The organism is Spongiibacter sp. UBA1325 (assembly GCF_002306875.1).
Classification (GTDB): Bacteria; Pseudomonadota; Gammaproteobacteria; order Pseudomonadales; family Spongiibacteraceae; genus Spongiibacter; species Spongiibacter marinus.
On sequence record NZ_DBTD01000006.1, the window covers coordinates 353,615 to 370,750 of the forward strand.

Annotated in this window: 16 protein-coding genes; 7 read left to right on the forward strand and 9 right to left on the reverse strand. The window is 55.1% G+C overall.

Going from position 1 to position 17,136, the window contains the following annotated elements:
- The first annotated feature begins 14 nt into the window (after positions 1 to 14).
- Positions 15 to 524 (forward strand): tRNA adenosine(34) deaminase TadA, encoded by a 510-nt coding sequence (gene tadA, locus B3K78_RS07485; protein ID WP_286694941.1) that lies wholly within the window; start codon positions 15 to 17, stop codon positions 522 to 524.
- Between the two features lie 33 nt (positions 525 to 557).
- Here the strand turns inward: tadA and B3K78_RS07490 are convergent, their stop codons facing one another.
- The 5 genes from B3K78_RS07490 to B3K78_RS07510 all read right to left on the reverse strand — a co-directional run bounded on the left by B3K78_RS07490 (position 558) and on the right by B3K78_RS07510 (position 5,748).
- Positions 558 to 1,229 carry an adenosylcobinamide amidohydrolase gene (locus tag B3K78_RS07490; RefSeq protein WP_286694942.1) on the reverse strand — a complete coding sequence of 224 codons (672 nt, stop codon included), beginning with the start codon at positions 1,227 to 1,229 and terminating at the stop codon, positions 558 to 560.
- A 71-nt stretch (positions 1,230 to 1,300) separates the two neighbouring features.
- On the reverse strand, positions 1,301 to 2,275 hold the full coding sequence (egtD, locus tag B3K78_RS07495; RefSeq protein ID WP_286694943.1) for an L-histidine N(alpha)-methyltransferase: 975 nt from the start codon (positions 2,273 to 2,275) through the stop codon (positions 1,301 to 1,303).
- A gap of 24 nt (positions 2,276 to 2,299) precedes the next feature.
- A complete protein-coding gene (gene egtB / locus B3K78_RS07500; protein ID WP_286694944.1) occupies positions 2,300 to 3,574 on the reverse strand; it encodes an ergothioneine biosynthesis protein EgtB in 1,275 nt (424 codons plus the stop codon).
- A gap of 144 nt (positions 3,575 to 3,718) precedes the next feature.
- Positions 3,719 to 4,522 carry a PhzF family protein gene (locus tag B3K78_RS07505; RefSeq protein WP_286695038.1) on the reverse strand — a complete coding sequence of 268 codons (804 nt, stop codon included), beginning with the start codon at positions 4,520 to 4,522 and terminating at the stop codon, positions 3,719 to 3,721.
- A gap of 77 nt (positions 4,523 to 4,599) precedes the next feature.
- Complete coding sequence (locus B3K78_RS07510) at positions 4,600 to 5,748, reverse strand: acyl-CoA dehydrogenase family protein (RefSeq protein WP_027872743.1); 1,149 nt, start codon at positions 5,746 to 5,748, stop codon at positions 4,600 to 4,602.
- A 99-nt stretch (positions 5,749 to 5,847) separates the two neighbouring features.
- Here B3K78_RS07510 and B3K78_RS07515 point away from each other — a divergent pair, with 99 nt between their 5' ends.
- The 4 genes from B3K78_RS07515 (at position 5,848) to B3K78_RS07530 (ending at position 9,424) form a co-directional block, all read left to right on the forward strand.
- Complete coding sequence (locus B3K78_RS07515) at positions 5,848 to 6,300, forward strand: hotdog fold thioesterase (protein WP_286694945.1); 453 nt, start codon at positions 5,848 to 5,850, stop codon at positions 6,298 to 6,300.
- Between the two features lie 25 nt (positions 6,301 to 6,325).
- On the forward strand, positions 6,326 to 7,009 hold the full coding sequence (trmH, locus tag B3K78_RS07520) for a tRNA (guanosine(18)-2'-O)-methyltransferase TrmH (protein WP_286694946.1): 684 nt from the start codon (positions 6,326 to 6,328) through the stop codon (positions 7,007 to 7,009).
- A 74-nt stretch (positions 7,010 to 7,083) separates the two neighbouring features.
- Entirely contained in the window at positions 7,084 to 8,220 is a 1,137-nt protein-coding gene (locus B3K78_RS07525) for a DUF1214 domain-containing protein (RefSeq protein WP_286694947.1), read from the forward strand.
- A 28-nt stretch (positions 8,221 to 8,248) separates the two neighbouring features.
- The gene (locus tag B3K78_RS07530; RefSeq protein ID WP_204995642.1) at positions 8,249 to 9,424 is read left to right on the forward strand and encodes a sulfotransferase family protein; all 1,176 of its coding nucleotides are present in this window, start codon (positions 8,249 to 8,251) and stop codon (positions 9,422 to 9,424) included.
- Between the two features lie 8 nt (positions 9,425 to 9,432).
- Here the strand turns inward: B3K78_RS07530 and B3K78_RS07535 are convergent, their stop codons facing one another.
- A complete protein-coding gene (locus B3K78_RS07535) occupies positions 9,433 to 10,314 on the reverse strand; it encodes a LysR family transcriptional regulator (RefSeq protein ID WP_027872738.1) in 882 nt (293 codons plus the stop codon).
- Between the two features lie 168 nt (positions 10,315 to 10,482).
- Between B3K78_RS07535 and cysC the strand changes: the two genes are divergently transcribed.
- Together cysC and sat are read left to right on the forward strand one after the other, a co-directional pair.
- Positions 10,483 to 11,094 (forward strand): adenylyl-sulfate kinase, encoded by a 612-nt coding sequence (cysC, locus tag B3K78_RS07540; protein WP_027872737.1) that lies wholly within the window; start codon positions 10,483 to 10,485, stop codon positions 11,092 to 11,094.
- 56 nt (positions 11,095 to 11,150) lie between these two features.
- Positions 11,151 to 12,338, forward strand: a complete 1,188-nt coding sequence (sat, locus tag B3K78_RS07545) for a sulfate adenylyltransferase (RefSeq protein ID WP_204995743.1) — start codon at positions 11,151 to 11,153, stop codon at positions 12,336 to 12,338.
- A gap of 77 nt (positions 12,339 to 12,415) precedes the next feature.
- Here the strand turns inward: sat and B3K78_RS07550 are convergent, their stop codons facing one another.
- From B3K78_RS07550 to B3K78_RS07560, 3 genes are all read right to left on the reverse strand, one after another.
- Positions 12,416 to 13,549: a carbohydrate porin gene (locus B3K78_RS07550; RefSeq protein WP_286694948.1), complete on the reverse strand. Its 1,134-nt coding sequence runs from the start codon at positions 13,547 to 13,549 to the stop codon at positions 12,416 to 12,418.
- Positions 13,546 to 15,561: a BCCT family transporter gene (locus tag B3K78_RS07555; protein WP_286694949.1), complete on the reverse strand. Its 2,016-nt coding sequence runs from the start codon at positions 15,559 to 15,561 to the stop codon at positions 13,546 to 13,548. Before B3K78_RS07555 ends, B3K78_RS07550 begins: the two co-directional genes overlap by 4 nt.
- 255 nt (positions 15,562 to 15,816) lie before the next feature.
- The gene (locus tag B3K78_RS07560) at positions 15,817 to 17,112 is read right to left on the reverse strand and encodes an OmpA family protein (protein WP_286694950.1); all 1,296 of its coding nucleotides are present in this window, start codon (positions 17,110 to 17,112) and stop codon (positions 15,817 to 15,819) included.
- Positions 17,113 to 17,136: the final 24 nt, after the last annotated feature.

Sequence of the window (17,136 nt, forward strand, 5' to 3'; positions counted from 1 at the left end):
GATAAATATAAAGGGTGTTAGAAGCTTTGCACGACGACGAATACTGGATGCGACAAGCCCTGTTATTGGCAGAGCGTGCGGAAAAACTCAATGAGGTGCCGGTTGGTGCGTTGGTGGTGCGCGACGGCGTTGTCTTGGGTGAGGGCTATAACAGCCCGATTTCCGGGCATGATCCCTGCGCCCATGCGGAGATTATTGCCCTGCGCCAGGCCGCCGCTAACGTTGAAAATTACCGCCTGCCGGGCGCGACCCTATACGTCACCATTGAGCCCTGCGCTATGTGCGCGGGCGCGATCATTCACAGCCGGGTGGCGCGACTGGTGTTTGGCGCCAGTGAGCCTAAGGCAGGGGCGGTGAGTAGCCATTTGCAGTTATTTGATCAGGCGCAAATGAATCACCGGGTTCAGTGGCAGGGCGGCGTGCTGGCTGAGCAGGCGAGCGCGCAGGTGCAGGCTTTTTTCGCGCGCCGCCGCGAAGAGAAAAAAATAGCAAAGCGCGCGGCGAAGGCAAGTAGCGGCGAGTAATCGGGCAGTTCCGTGTGCGAACAATTACGATTGCTAGCAATAGAAGGCGTCGATACTGCTGCGCAGTGCATCCATATACTGGCGGGCAATGTGCTCGCCAATGTCAGTGTGTTTTCCCAGCCAACGCACGGGGGCGCCGCAACCACTAATTATTGCGCAGGCGTCGGTGCCGGTTCCTGTGGCAATTTGCCCTGATACCGGGCTGCGAATATTCATGTCTTGCAGCACCGCAGCCTTGGCTTCGCTGATCAAGCTGTGGAGCTCCACCATGCCCGCCGTTGAAAAACTCAGGTCGGCGATAACAACGCTGTTGATAGTGCCGACCGGCATGGCTTGGGTGGGCTTCCAGTCGCAGGGGTCGCCGGCGCGGCGTGCGTTGCTCAGTCCGCAGCTAACATAAACAGCAAGCGCTTCCCCGTAGATGTGGCTGTGTGACTGGCGCAGTGACGCCATTGAGGCTGCGGTCATCATACCGACACAGGTGTCGGGAAGTTGAAGGCGCTGCTGAGCTTGCTGGAGACTTTGTTCCGGGGTGTGCAAAGGGGCATTGGCGTCGCGCTCGACGCGCAAGTTGATAAGTGACCGCGCGCTGACCAGTCCACCATTCAATACTGCTGAGCTTAAACACGGTCGTGGCTCGGGCCACTGAAGTGTAAAGTGAGCCGAGCTAGTGTGAGACTGCCAATTGTCGCTGGGTGTTTCCAAGATTAACCTGCCGAATATTTTGAGGCAGGTATTGTCAGTGAAGGCGCACAGCGTCTCAAGGATTTGTGCGCTTATTTCTGGCCGAGTAAGAATACGCCAAAGTCACCTTGAGGGTCTTTCCAGGCCCGGTGAATTTCCATATCTGCCGCTGATGCCAACTCGGCAATACTTTGTTCGCTGTACTTATGCGAATTTTCCGTATGGATGACCTCGCCGCGGTGGAAGTCCATCTTTTCACCTGCCACGTTAACGGTTTGCTCTCGGCAGGCAACCAGCTGCATTTCGATACGGCTGAGTCCTTCGTTGAAGATGGCCCGGTGTTTAAAGCCATCGTCAACATCGAAGTTGGCGTTCAAATCGTGATTAATGCGCCGCAGAATATTCTTGTTGAACTCTGCCGTGACACCGCGCTTGTCGTCATAGGCGGCCAGCAGCCGCTGTCGATCTTTTATCAGGTCGGCGCCTAACAGCAATGCACCTGTTGGGCCGGCCAGGGCTTTTAGTGAGCGAAGTACGCCCAGTGCTTCAGTGCGGTTAAAGTTGCCGATGGTCGAGCCGGGAAAGAACACGAGGCGGCGGCCAGACTGGCAAAGCGTGCTGACTTCATCGAGGCAGGCCTGGGCGGTGAAGTCTCCGGCAACTGGGTGAACCCGCAATGCCGGGAAGCGCTCTTTCAAGGTTGTGATCGCGTGCTCCAAGGCGTCGACGGATATCTCCAGCGGAATGTAGCGAGGTAAAGTCGGTAACTGTTTGAGTAGCAGCTGTACTTTTTGGCAACTGCCGGCGCCAGGCTCAATGATTTCGGTGTAGGTGCTTAGCGCCTCGGCGATACTCTTACCGCTACTGCGCAGGATGCTGTATTCGGTGCGGGTTAGGTAATATTCGTCAAGCAGGCAAATTTCTTCGAATAGGCGCGAGCCGCGAGCGTCGTAAAAATACTTGCAGGGCAGCGTCTTCTGAGCTTGTCGCAGGCCGTGAATAACGTCGTGTAAAAAGGTGTGGTATTGGTCGTCCAGCGTGCGTTCTTTGGCGAGTGTAGAAGGCATAGCAGTTCCTGTTGTCATTATGGTTTATGTCAGGTCGCGAGCGAGTCGTAGGCCCGCGCATTGCCAATATTGGTGTGGGTAGAAAAAATTGCGGTAGCTGTGGCGAAGATGGTCGTCGGGGCTGAGGCAGGAGCCCCCGCGTAATACGAATTGGCCAGACATGAATTTGCCGTTGTATTCCCCCGCGTCGCCAGCAAAGGGCGTGAACCCCGGGTAGGGTAGGTAACTGCTGTTTGTCCATTCCCAGACATCGCCAAACATTTGCGCCAATGGGGTGTGCTGAGCTGCCTCTGGGTGATAGCGGGCGCGGTTTGCAAAGTGTCCTGCTACTGGAAGGGCGCGACTGGCATGTTCCCATTCCTGCTCGGTAGGCAGGCGGGCGCCCGCCCAGTGAGCGTAGGCGGTGGCTTCATAAAAATTCAGGTGGCAGGCCGAAGAGGCGGCTTGCAGAGGGTGTAGGCCTGCCAGGCTGAACTCCCACCACTGGCCATCACGCAGATGCCAGTAGTGCGGTGCTCCTCGCCCGGTGTCTTGCAGTTGCGCCCAACCGTCGGATAACCAGTGCTCTGGTCGTTGGTAGCCCCCATCGGCAATAAACTCGGCGAATTCACCGTTGCTTACCGGCCGGTTAGCAAGCTCGAAGGGGTTAAGCCAAACCTTGTGCTGGGGGCGCTCGTTGTCGAAGCTGAATTCGCTGCCGGTGTCGCCGATACAGACCAGCCCGCCGTCAAAACATGACCAACTGAGCGCTGTGTGTTGCGACTCCCCAGTGTTGGTTGGGATTGGCTGATAGGCCGGGTACAACGGGTTTTGATGAAAGGCATGTTTGATGTCCATAAGCAGCAATTCCTGGTGCTGCTTTTCGTGCTGGATGCCCAAGATCAGCAAGGGGCCGGGGTCGTGCTGAGGACGGCGTATAAGGGCACGTATATGCCGATCAACGTGGGCGCGATAACGCGTAATGTCAGCGAGTGAAGGCCGCGACAGCAGGCCGCGATGGGGGCGACTAAACTGTTTGCCAATCGCGTTGTAGTAGCTATTAAACAGTTCGGCGTAACTGGGATGGAAAGACTGATAATCCGGTAATTGGGCTTGCAGGATAAAGGTTTCAAAGAACCAACTGCTGTGTGCCAGATGCCATTTGGCCGGGCTGGCATCGGGCATGGATTGCAACTGGCAGTCTTCATCACTCAAGCTCGCAACGAGCGCAAGGGTTTCGTCGCGGCATTGCTGGTACCGGTGCTCAAGCGATGTAGGTTCTGCAAGGTCGCCGTGATCCGACCTAGGGTGATCGAGCATTCGTTGCTCCCGCGGGGTCGCTCTTCTGTTATAGGGGTAACTTAGTTACTCGCCAAATAGCCACTAGTCACTTGCAACACTTACAACTAGCCACTTGCTAAATAACCACTTTCTAAATAGTCACCTGCCAAGGCTACACATTGGTTACAGTGTAGAGCACTTTCCCCATATGCGTGTTGAACTACCCATATGTTGGGCTTGCAGCCAGCCGCCCTGTGGCGATGCCTGCCAGCAGCGTAGTTGGCGCGAGCCCAATCGTCCGCGCCACCAATTGGCAATTAAACAGTGAGCTGAACCTGTGGCAGGGTCCTCAAGGGCGCCGTATGCGGGTGTGAAGTAGCGGCTGACGACATCAATGCCCGGTCGATGACTTCTGGCCGTTATCAGTACGCAGTCTGTTGTCAGCTGCATAAGTGCCGCGGCATTGAGCTGCACGTCTTGCACGGCTGATTCACTGTGCAACTCGACGATAAGGCTGCCGGGCAGAGAAGTGCTTCGTGCGCACCGCAATATCCGTTGCCCGATCAGCGCAGCCAGTCCCTCAGGTGGGTTGCAAAGCCGGTAATTATTACTGGGCAGCGCCAGGCACGTTTCATCGCGTAATCGCGTGGCGCGAATGTGTTGCTGACAGGCGGGGAGATCGAAATGCAATGGCTCTTGCTTACCGAGTGACCACAGCCAGTGGGCAGCACAGAGCAGGGCGTGCCCACAGAGCTGAATTTCCCCAGAAGGGCCGAAGCTGCGAAGCGTGATAGAGCTGTTGCGGTGTGTAGTCGGCAGCAAAAGCGCACACGCCGTCGCGCCGGGCCGAGCAAGATATTGCGCTGCCGTTGCGTGAATGTCTGCCGTTGGCTGAACGGGTACGACCCAGGCTGGATTTCCGGCACAGTTGGGGCCGGTAAATGCGTGAATCAGTTGGGGAGGGAGTGATGTGATTGACGAGCGCATCGTCAAAGTGTGGGTTATCTTATCGCGAAGGGCAAATACCGCTCGGGGCCACTGGTGCAGCCCCGAGCGGTAGGCTGTTATTTAACGAGCTCGCGACCGATGATGAGCTTCATAATCTCATTGGTGCCCGCATAGATGCGCTGCACGCGCGAGTCGGCAAATGCACGCGCCACTGGATACTCCCACATGAAGCCGTAACCGCCGTGCAATTGCAGGCACTCATCAATGACCTTGCATTGCAGGTCAGTGGCCATCAGCTTGCATTTTGCGGCAGCGACGGAGTCGAACTGCTTGTTGATATGAAGCTCCAGGCAGCGATCCATATAGGCTTCGGCCACCGTAATGTCGGTATCCATTTCCGCCAGCTTGAACTGGGTATTCTGGAAGGTGGCGATACTCTTGCCGAAAGCTTTGCGCTCTTTTACGTACTCGACAGTTTGTTCCAACACTGACTTAGCATTGGCAACGGCGTTAATGGCAACGCTCAAGCGTTCCTGAGGCAGGTCCTGCATGAGGTACACAAAGCCCATGCCTTCTTCGCCAAGCAGCTGGTCTTTGGAGACGCGCACATCCTGGAAGAACAGCTCGGAGGTGTCCTGAGCCTTCATGCCCACCTTCTCTAGGTTTGCACCTTTGCTAAATCCGGGTGTTCCCGACTCCACCAAAAACAAGCTAACGCCCTTGGCGCCAGCGCTGGGGTCGGTTTTGGCAACCACAATCACTAGGTCAGAGAGCTGCCCGTTAGTGATGAAGGTTTTGGAGCCGTTGATAATGTAGTCGTCACCATCTTTTACGGCAGTGGTTTTAATGCCCTGCAGGTCGGAGCCGGCACCGGGCTCTGTCATGGCGATGGCGGTAATGATTTCGCCGCTCACGCATTTGGGCAAATACTTCTCTTTCTGTGCCTCGTTGCCGTAGCTGATGATGTAGGGAACGGCGATATCAGAGTGCAAGCCCCAGCCAATACCGGTCAGGCCACTGCGGCCCACTTCTTCGTCGACGATGGCGTTGTAGCGGAAATCTGCGCCGACGCCGCCGTATTCCTCTGCCACGGTGGGGCTAAGGAAGCCTTGCTCGCCGGCTTTAATCCACAACTGACGGTCGACATGGCCATCTTTTTCCCACTGGGCGTGGTAGGGCGCTGCCTCAGTTTCCAAAAATTTACGCACCGAGTTGCGGAACATTTCATGTTCTTCTTCGTAAATATATCGTGGCATGCCGCTCATGGCTGACCTCCTTTGTGATAGATTTTGACCTTATTTTCCTACATGTTAACAGGGAAAACTTTAAAAGCCACTAGCTCCGCATACGCGCAGGAAAAGGGCTTGGATGTAGTACAAAAGGAGAAAAACGTGACCTTGTGGAAGCAAAATAGTGATGTTGAAAAAGCCAATGAGATGATGAAAAACACCATTGCCGAGGTGTTGGATATTCGCATTGAGGCGATTGCAGAAGACTCGTTGACAGCCAGCATGCCGGTGGACCACAGAACCCACCAGCCAATGGGTATTCTTCACGGCGGGGCGTCCGTGGTACTAGCCGAAACGGTCGGGAGTATGGCCGCGATGATGGCTGCAGAACCCGGTAAGGCCTGCGTCGGTTTGGATATCAATGCCAACCATCTGCGCAAGGTGGTAAGCGGCCGCGTAACGGCGGTTGCCAAGCCCATTCATATTGGCCGCACCACCCACGTTTGGGATATTCGCATCTGCGACGAGCAACAGCGTGATATCTGTATCTCACGGTTGACCATGGCCGTGATTGATATGCAGGTATAATGGCGGTTTTTGACGTGTATCTACCATGACCCCGGAACGCTACCAACGGCTCAGAGCCGTGCTGGATCGTCGCCAGCCTGATTTGACGGTCATCACCGACAATGTCCACAAAGGGCGTAATTTATCGGCGATAGTACGCACCGCCGATGCGGCGGGCATCGCGGAGATGCACGCAGTAATTGACGATAAGGACTACAAGGCTTTCCGCGGCACCGCGATGGGCAGCCACAGCTGGGTAGCGGTGCGCCGCCACCGCGATATTGCGGCGTTGATTACAGGGCTTCAGGGCGATGGTTATCAGGTCCTTGCCGCCCACCTTGACGCAGACTCGGTGGATTACCGCCAACCCGACTACACCCGGCCCACGGCGATATTACTGGGGGCGGAAAAGCGGGGCGTAAGCGCTGAAGCGTGCGCCCTGGCTGATGCGCACATCACGATTCCGATGATGGGCATGGTGCAGTCGTATAATGTGTCAGTGGCGGCTGGCATTATCCTTTCGGAGGCGCAGTATCAGCGCGACCAGCAGGGTTTGTACGATCGACCCCGACTGGATGAACAGACCTACCGGCAAACCCTGTTTGAATGGGCTCATCCGCAAGTTCGCGACTTTTGTCGTGAGAATGGCTTGGAGTACCCAGCGTTGCGCGAGGAAGATGGTGAAATCGCCGAGCCTGCGCAGTGGTATAAGCGCATTCGTGAAGGCTGATTTTCATCCCTCTGGGTGATGCCTACCGTTGCCATTTAACGCCATAGTGCCTGCCATAATAATGGGAGAGCACGATGACTGATAATGCTAAGGCGAATGGTAGCCCGGTAAACGCTGAGATGGATGCGGTAATGAGCGGAGAGCTTTGGGCGGAGTTCTGCGATCAACTCAAAGACGCTGGCCAGCAAATTTTGCGCCCTGAAGCCCCGCAAGATGCCCTGCACCGTGCCGAAGGATGGCGCTACCTCACGCGCTTAACGCGCATTGCACTGGATATGTTTGTCGAGTGCAGTGATCCGGACTTCCCCGACTTTTATCGCCCCTCGCACGAAACCGCCAAAATTGGTGCGGACAACCCGGATAACTACTATCAACGTGCTGAGATCAATGGCGCTCACGACTATCGAATTCGCGGAAGCCGCGGCAGTGTCGCGTATCTGGGCTTCATCGCGATTGCTGGCGGCTATGAGGAAGAAGACGGCAATATGCGCTCGGTCGCAGCGTTGGATACCCATGGCGGTTTGGAAGTGAATGACGATGGCAGCATCGACATTATTCTGTCCCGTAAACCTCACCCCGGTAATTGGTTGGCAATCACCGAGGACACCGTGGCAGTGCTGGTGCGCCAGACGTTTCTTGACCGGAAAACCGAAGTCGCGGCAGATCTGATTATTGAGCGCCTCGACCGCAACGGCGTTAAGCCAGCGCCCCTGGATGCTGCAGAATTTGCTCGAAAACTGCGCAGCACGGCGGCCTTTGTCAAGGGCACCGCTACCCTGTTCGCCGACTGGGCCGAGGGCTTTAAAGCGCAGCCCAATAGCCTTCCTGCCGCCGACCAAGCCTACTGCCAAAAACTGGGTGGCGACCCCAATATCTATTACTACCACGGCTATTTTTGTCTGGCAGACGATGAAGCGCTTGTGATCGAAGTCGACGATATTCCCGATTGCGACAACTGGAATTTCCAGCTCAACAATTACTGGATGGAGTCGCTGGAATACCGCTACGTCGATATCCATGTGAATAAACATACCGCGCAGTATCGCGACGATGGCAGCGTGCGCATAGTCGTCGCGGCTCGCGATCCGGGCTGCGCGAATTGGTTAGATACCACGGGGCACCGTGAGGGCACCATGGCCTTTCGCTGGATTGGCGCAGCACACATCACCGACCCGCGCTGCAGCGTGGTAAAAATCGACACACTACAATAACAATCGCGAAACGAGTAAGGAAAGCACCATGACAGAGCAGGCAATTCCGCAGGTGGATCTCAGTGTTGATTCGCTTTTACAAGCAGCCACCGAGGCAACGGGCGGTTTACGCGATTTTGGCGACGAGTCATTTCGCGAGCCAATGGCGGTGTTGGTAAAGGCGTTAAACGAAGAAGCCAAGCTCAATGCTGCCGGTCGCTTCGGGCAGTATCAACGCATTCTGAATATTTTGATTAACCGTCTGAGAATGGAAGCCTGGATTAGCAAGCACCCGGAAATTCTCGACGAGAAAGTGCTGTCACCGGTGGTGATTATCGGTTTGCAGCGCACGGGATCGACATACACCCATCGCATTTTGGCCAGTGACCAGCGTTTCTATGCGCCACTTTGGTATGAAGTGCGTAACCCCGCGCCAGCGCTGGATTGGGATTTTAGCGGCAAGGATCCAAGGATTACCTCGGCAGAGCAGGAGATTGCGGCGATGCTGGAGGCTAACCCAGAGATCGCGGCCATTCACCCCATGGATCCGGTGGGTGCCGATGAGGATATTTTGCTGCTGGAGCACAGCTTTTACAGCACAATCCCCGACGCGTTTTGCAATGTTCCCAGTTACGGGGAGTGGAACGACAGCCACGACAACACCCCAGCCTATGAATATTTGAAGCGCATGCTGCAGTTTTTGCAGTGGCAGAAAAAACGCAACGGCCAACAGGCTGAACGCTGGTTGCTGAAAACACCCCACCACTTGCATCATATCGCCGTCTTGTTGAAGGTTTTTCCCGACGCCAAAATCGTGCAGACCCACCGCGACCCGCTGCAAACCATTCCGTCGGCAGCCAGTATGAACTACAACCTGTGGATTATGGGTAGCGACGATGTGGACCCAACCGTGGTAGGCGAACAATGGGCGAAGAAATACGCCCGGGGTACGTTGCACACGATGGCAACACGGGAGCAATATCCCGACGCCTTTCTCGACGTGTGGTACAAAGACACGATTAGCGACCCGCTGAAGAGCATGGAGTCGGTGTATCAATTTATTGGTATGGCATTCACCGATGAGGCACGCGATGCCATGGAGCGTTACCGTGAGGACAATAAACGCGACGCACGTCCCGCCCATGAGTACACGCTAGCGCAATTCGGTTTTACCGAGTCGCAGTTGAAAGAGATGTTTGCCGACTACCGCGCCAAATACCTTTAACGCGGCGACTAGCGTTGGCGGCGGCAGAGTTCTATCCAGTAGTTCACTGCCGCTTTGTCGTGCCGCTTTTTTGGCAGGGCGAAGTAAAAGCGGCGGCGCATATCCCGACGCGCCAATTTAAGTGGCACCAGGGTGCCGTTGCGAAAGTCATTTTGCAGTACCACCTGTGATAGGCAGCCAATACCCAGGCCCGACTCCACGGCGCTTTTTATCGCCTCGTTGTGGCGAAATTCCCGGTAAATATTAATTTCCGGCAGCAGCCCTGCCAGTGCTCTGTCGAAGGTGTGTCGCGCGCCTGAATCCGGTTCGCGCAAAATCCACCGAGCACTTTTTATGTCTTTGTTACTAAGGCTTTGCTGCTTGGCAAGGGGATGCGCGGCGCTGCAGAAAACGATCAGCTCATCCTCCATCCAGGGGATCAACTCCAGCTCTCTGTGCTGAACCTCCCGTTCGATCATGCCAACGTCGACCTCGTAATTGAGGACCTTCTGAACGATCTCGGGGGTATTGGCCGTGTCGAGTTCAACATCCGCATCGGGGTAGTGGCTCAGGTAGTCGGCGAGATAGCGCACCACCAGATGGTTGCCAATGGTAAAGCTGGCGCCGACCTTCAAGTGCCCGAACTCGCCGTGGCGTTGCAGCAGTTGCTCAAACTGCTGTGCGTGCGCGTACAGTGTTTCCGCCTCTTTGCGCAGGCTGTGGCCGACCGGGTTTAACGACAGTTTGTTGCCCTGGCGCTCAAACAGCGACACGCCGTAGTTTCGCTCCAAGGCTTGCAGCGCTGCGCTGGCCGCAGATTGAGACAGGCTAAGCTCAGCCGCGGCCTTGGATACGTTTTCATGGCGGGCGACGGCGAGGAAGATACTGAGTTGGCGCAGACTGTAGTTCATAGGCTAAGCGTAGCGTGTTCGCGCTATTCCCGCTATCGAAAAAATCGATACTGAGTATAGCAATAAGCCGTTTTACTTGTTGGTGGGGCAGTCGTATCATTGCCGCCAATTCTGACTGGCCGGTTCGGCTGGTCTACTTTTGACGCTATCTCAAGTGTGGAGATCACTATGACCGAAGTGAAGGCTACGAATGTTCACTGGCACGACGGCGAAGTTAGCCGTGAAGACCGCAATGCACTGTTGAAGCAAAAAGGTGCCACGCTGTGGTTCACCGGCTTGTCTGGCAGCGGCAAGAGTACTGTTGCCGTGGCGTTGGAAAAAGCGCTGATGCAGCAGGGTCACCTTTGCTATCGCCTGGATGGCGACAATATCCGCATGGGTATTAACAAGAACCTGGGCTTTAGTGCAGAAGATCGCGCAGAAAATATTCGCCGCATTGGTGAAGTGTCGAAATTATTTGTCGACACAGGCGTAATCGTACTGAGCAGTTTTGTCAGCCCTTACCGCGAAGATCGCGATGCGGTGCGCGCGCTGCATGACGAGAGCGATATGGCGTTCATCGAGGTATACGTGAACGTGCCGTTGGAAGTGGCTGAAGAGCGCGACCCCAAAGGCCTGTATAAGAAAGCCCGTGCAGGTGAGATCAAAAACTTCACTGGTATTGATGACCCCTACGAGGCACCGGAAAGCCCAGAACTGGTTCTCAATAGCCACGAGCTGAGCCTAGACGAAGAAGTAGAGGTTCTGCTGAATATGCTGAAAGAGCGCGGCATTATTTAAGCCCAATTTGATCAGCAACTGAACGAGAAGACACCACCAAATTACGGAGTTTTATGATGATTAAGCCCCATGGCGCTGATGAACTTAAGCCGCTGTTTGTTTACGACACCGAGAAACACCACGCACTCAATGCCGAGGCGGAAACCCTGCCTTCTATTATTGTAAGCTCTGCCGCTGCGGCTAACGCGGTGATGCTGGGTGCCGGGTACTTCACCCCGCTGACTGGCTACATGAACCTGGCAGACTCTCTAAGTGTGGCTGAGAAGCTTCACACCGCAGAAGGCCTGTTTTGGCCCGTGCCCGTTGTTAACCTGGTGCAAGATGCGCAAGGCATTGAAGCGGGAAGCCGAATCGCGCTGCGCGACCCCAATGTTGAGGGCAATCCCGTATTGGCGATTATGGATGTAGACGCTGTTGAGTCGGTTAGCGACGAGCAGATCGACTTCATGGCTGAGAACATCTTTGGCACCTTGGATGCTGAGCACCCCGGTGTGAAGACCTTCAAGTCTTTGGGCAATACCTTGCTGTCAGGCCCGATCCAAGTGCTTAACTTCAGCTACTTCCAGGCTGACTTCCCGGATACTTTCCGCACGGCAGTTGAAATTCGTAACGAGATTTCAGAGCGTGGCTGGGAAAAAGTGGTTGCTTTCCAAACGCGTAACCCAATGCACCGCGCGCACGAAGAGCTGTGCCGCATGGCGATGGAAGACCTGGGTACCGATGGCATCCTTATTCACATGCTGCTCGGTAAATTGAAGGCCGGAGATATCCCCGCTCACGTGCGTGATGCGGCGATCCGCAAAATGGTTGAAGTTTACTTCCCCAAGAACACGGTAATGATTACCGGCTACGGTTTCGACATGCTCTACGCCGGCCCACGCGAGGCGGTATTGCACGCGGTGTTCCGCCAGAACTGTGGCTGTACGCACTTGATTGTTGGCCGCGACCACGCCGGTGTGGGTGACTACTACGGTGGTTTCGATGCGCAGACAATTTTCGATGAGAAAGTACCTGAAGGGGCGTTGGAAATTGATATCTACCGCGCCGACCACACAGCTTACTCGAAGAAGTTGAATAAAGTAGTGATGATGCGCGATGCACCGGATCACAATAAAGAGGACTTCGTATTGCTCTCCGGCACTAAGGTTCGTGAAATGCTGGGCAATGGCATTGCGCCACCACCAGAGTTTTCACGCCCTGAAGTTGCTCAGATTCTGATGGACTACTATCAGATCGAAGGCTAATTACACGCCTTGAAAAAAAGCCCCGCGGTGATGTCACCGCGGGGCTTTTTTATTTCGGGCAGCTGTTCGCGTGGCGGCTAAAAATAGAAGCCGACGTTGATGTTAAAGCGCGTGTTGCTGTTGCCGGCATTGGCGGCCATGCTACTGCCAATAAACGGCTGGTTTTCACCGTGTATCAAGTCGATGTAGGTGAATAGGCTGCCCTTGCTAACTGAGGCTCCCAGGACATGCATGCGCGTGTCGTCGAGGTCGGCGGACTTACCACTGACGACGCTGTTGTCTAAGTAGACCGTGATAGCGTCAATGCCGTCGACAGGCGCATCAAAGCGATAGGCGATATTAGCACTGTGGATGTCGGCCGACGCGGCGATAGTATCAAAGAAGGAGTAGGCACCCACCACCATAAGCTCCGATCCATCGTCCGGGTTGTATTCATAATGACCGCTGCTGAGCTGCAGATTCCACGCTCCGAACTGGCCATTCATATGCAGAGCGAAGGCGCTGTAGTCGCCTGCAGAGGTCTCCTGGTCGTCATGGAGCTGGCCGTGCAGGGCAGAGAATCCGACTTGCAGGCTATCGTTAGGCTGATCCAGCAGGTCGCTCGCGACCCGCCACACCAGCGTGTTGGTTTCGGCCAGTGCACCCGAAGCGCTGGGGGCGTCATAGATGCCCTGGCCGGCCTGGCGGCTGCCGACAATGTCGTAGGAGTAGCGGTCACTGCGATTGTCAACGTAGCCGTCAATGCCGCCCTGTTCATCATTCTTAAACAGCGCAATTTGGCTTTCTAGATGCTCGCCTTGGTAGAGAAATTTAATGCCGAAGTCGTAGTCATCTTCCAGCCCCAAATAGTAATTACTGCTGAAGAAAAAACTGTGGGAGTTGTAGGGAAGGTTGCCGAAAGGTAGCTGAGTAACACCCAGCTGTGCTTGCCACTCAGGGTTTATTTGATAACCGAGCCAGGCGTGGTGGACCACTTCCATATACTCGTAGTAGCGCAGCTCGGCGGAAAGCAGGATATTGTCGACACTGCCATCAAAATTGATGCGTACCGTGTCCAGGTCGATGTCGCCCACACGTTGGCGGTTGCCGTCGTCGTAGTCTTCAAAGCTGTATTGGAAGCGCACCGCGCCGCCAACAGTAATATCACTTTCCGCTGTCGCCATTAGTGGCAGAACGCAGCATAAAGCGGCACTCGCTAAGCGCTTTTTCATGTGAGTGTCTCCTGACTTTTGGGGTCGATGGTTGTGTTATCCGCGCGGGCCATATCTAGATACAGCAGGTGAGAGTTATATTGCGAGAGGATGTCGCTAATAATTTGCTCGCGTGTGTAGTCCATGATGTCGTAGTGCTGAGCACCTTCTGTCAGGTGAACATCCAGGCGGTAGAAATGGCGCTGCTTGCTTTCATCCATATGGAGATCGGAAACCACAAACCCCGGCGCGATATGACTGCTGAGAAATACACCGTAGCGGAAGGTTTCCTCATCGCCGTGGTAGACCTTGAGTTGAATACTATCGGCCTCGCGTTGGACTCGACATTCACGGTCGTGTTTTGCCAACTCTTTACTCACAGCACTGAAGGCATCCAAAACCTCTGAATTGAGAAATGCTTTGGCTTTCTCTTTTCCTGGGAAGGTCACCATACGCTTCAAGCGAACCTGCCAGGGGACTTCGCCATTGGTCACACTGAGGTCGGATTGGTTGCGGGCGTCCAGCTTTAGGGCTTCCAGTCGCAAGCCTTTGAACAGGCCATAGCAAATAATCAGCATGATAAAGGTGAAGGGCAGGGCGCTGGCAATGGTCGCACTTTGCAGGGCCGATAGCCCTCCAGCCAGCAGTAACACAGCCGCTACGACCCCTTCCGTTACCGCCCAGAATACCCGCTGCCAGACCGGCGGTTCGTGATTGCCGCCTGAGGTGATGATGTCGATGACCAATGAGCCGGAATCAGAAGAGGTCACGAAGAAGGTGATTACCAGCAATGTGGCCAGCAGCGACGCCACAGTGCCCAGTGGTAGGTATTCAAAAACCTTGAAGACGGCAGTTGTGACATCGCTATTGACGGCTGCCGAAATGGCGCCGTCGGCAATGCCAAAGTCCAGTGCGATTGCGGTGTTGCCAAACAGCGTCATCCACACGAATGTGAAACCGACTGGCACGAAGAGCACACCCATCACAAATTCGCGAATGGTTCGCCCTCGAGATACGCGAGCAATGAACATGCCGACAAAGGGGGACCACGCGATCCACCAACCCCAGTAAAAGAGTGTCCATGCCCCCATCCAGTCGGTGGGCTCATAGGCATAGAGGTTAAAGGTTTTATTGACCAGGGTGTCGAGGTAGTGGCCGGTATTTTGAACGAGCGCCTGGAATAGGTGCTGTGTCGGGCCACTCGCGGCCATATAGACCATTAGCACGGCGGCCAGCATCACATTGAGTATGCTGAGCCGGCGAATGCCGGCATCAAGACCGGCAACAACCGAGACAGTCGCGAAGCCGGTAATCGCGACAATCAGGCCAATTTGTACCGGGGTTGAGATAGTGAGCCCAAAGAGGTAGTTGAGCCCGGTGTTTACCTGCATCACACCGAGCCCCAACGATGTTGCCACGCCAAACATGGTTCCGAGCACTGCGAAGATGTCGACAGCGTGGCCCAATGGTCCGTTCATGCGCTCGCCGATAATTGGAAATAGCGCGGAGCGTAATGTGAGTGGCAAGCGGTGGCGAAAACCAAAATAGGCCAGTGACAAACCGACTACCGCGTAAATCGACCAGGCGTGCAGCCCCCAGTGAAAGAAGGTGGTTGCCATCGCTTCGCGAGCGGCTTCGATGGTTTGCCCCTCGCCTTGTGGTGGCGAGCTCATGTGCAGCACGGGTTCGGCTACGCCGTAAAACAGTAAGCCGATACCCATGCCTGCGGAAAATAGCATGGCGAACCACGAGCCGTAGCTGAAGTCAGGCAGGGAGTGTTCTGGCCCGAGACGAATACTGCCGTAGCGGCTAAGCGCCAGATACAAAGAGAAGAATAAAAAGATTGCCACGGCCAAGAGGTAAAGCCAGCCGAAGCTATCAACAATCCAGCTTTGGGTGCTGCTGAACACTTTCCCGGCTATATCGGGAGTACTAGCGCCAAAGATAACAATGGCAAAAATTAGAATGACCGAACCGAAAAAAACCGGGGGGTTAATTTGGGAGAGGTCAACACGGCGTCCTGGTTCTGACATGGGGAGCGGGCTCCTTGTTCGGTTTTCCACGGATGCCTGGCGAACAGGTATTCACCGAGACGGTTTCGCGCGAGCTGATGTGTCGCGTATTGATATTGCCGATGACTGACAATGGCTGTCTGCGCAATACTCTTAGAGTGTAGCTTGAATACGGCAGCGCGCAGTGTAACGCGAGTGGATAAAATTTTCAGATAGGGCGGTTAGGGACACAAAAAAAGGGGCCTGGGGCCCCTTACAATATTGCTTCTGCTGCGATTAGCGGTTCGGGCTATTCACCTGTAGCTCTACGCGACGGTTGCGCTCACGGCCCTCGTCGGTGGAGTTGTCGGCAACGGGTTTGCTTTCGCCGTAACCCACCGCGCGCAGGCGGCTGCTTTCAATACCTTTGCTAATCAAGTAGTCGACCACTGACTGGGCGCGCTCTTGCGACAGGCGCTTATTGTAAGCATCGCTACCCACAGAGTCAGTGTGGCCCGCAATGATAATGCTAACGTCTGGCTCGTTGTTCAGGGCCTTGGCGACATTATCCAGTACGGTCTTCGAATCAAGCATCAGACGAGCTTTGTTAAATTCGAAGTGTACGCCATCGATATCGACTTTTTGTGAGATCACACAGCCGCGGGAATTCACTTTCATTCCGGGCAGCGTGCTTGGGCACTGGTCGATCTTGTTGGGTACGCCATCGTTGTCGCTGTCGAGCGGGCAACCGCGAACATCAACGGGTACGCCAAGGGGAGTGCCTGGGCACTGGTCAATATCATTGGGCACGCCATCGCGGTCATCGTCGATAGAGCAGCCGTGGACATTTACTTTGGCGCCACGTGGGGTGTTTGGACACTTGTCACGGAAGTTGGGAACACCATCGCCGTCGCTATCTAACGGGCAGCCGTTAGAGTCAACGGGCGTGCCGCGCGGTGTGTTGGGGCATTTGTCGATGCGATCGGGCACACCATCGCCGTCACTATCATAGTTGTAGGGCAGTGGCTCGTCGCCAAAGGGTACCGAGACACCCAGCATAAAGGCGTAGGTGTAGAAGTAATCGTCAACGAGGATGTCTTTCTCGTTGATTTTGTCGATCTGGTAGCGGGCTTCTGCACGCAGTGCCGCGCCGCCTAGGTCATAAGTAAAACCTGCAACGGCATCGTTGCCGAAGTCGGATTCGATGTCCCCAACGAATTCAATTTCGTGGTAGGTCGCGCCAACGCCGAAGTAGGGCTGCAGGGCACTGGCATCCAGCTCGAAGGCGCCGAAGGGGAAAAAGAGAATATCGACACCAGCGGCGGCGCGCTCATAGACATCGTTCTTGCTGGTCTTAAGCTCGCCGTAGTTCATGTGGGCGTCGATCATGATGTAGCGGTTGATCGGTTTACCGATACCAATCTTGCCTATACCGCCATTGTCGTAATCTTCGTCGTCGGCAACGGTTGCGCCGAGCATAACGTGGCCACGCCAGCGGTCATCATACACCGATTCTTCATCACTGCTGTCGGCGAGCAGGGGCGAGGTCAACGCCGTAGCAGCCATCGCAAGCGCAAGAGTACGCAGTTTCATTTAGTTTCTCCTAGTAACTACCCA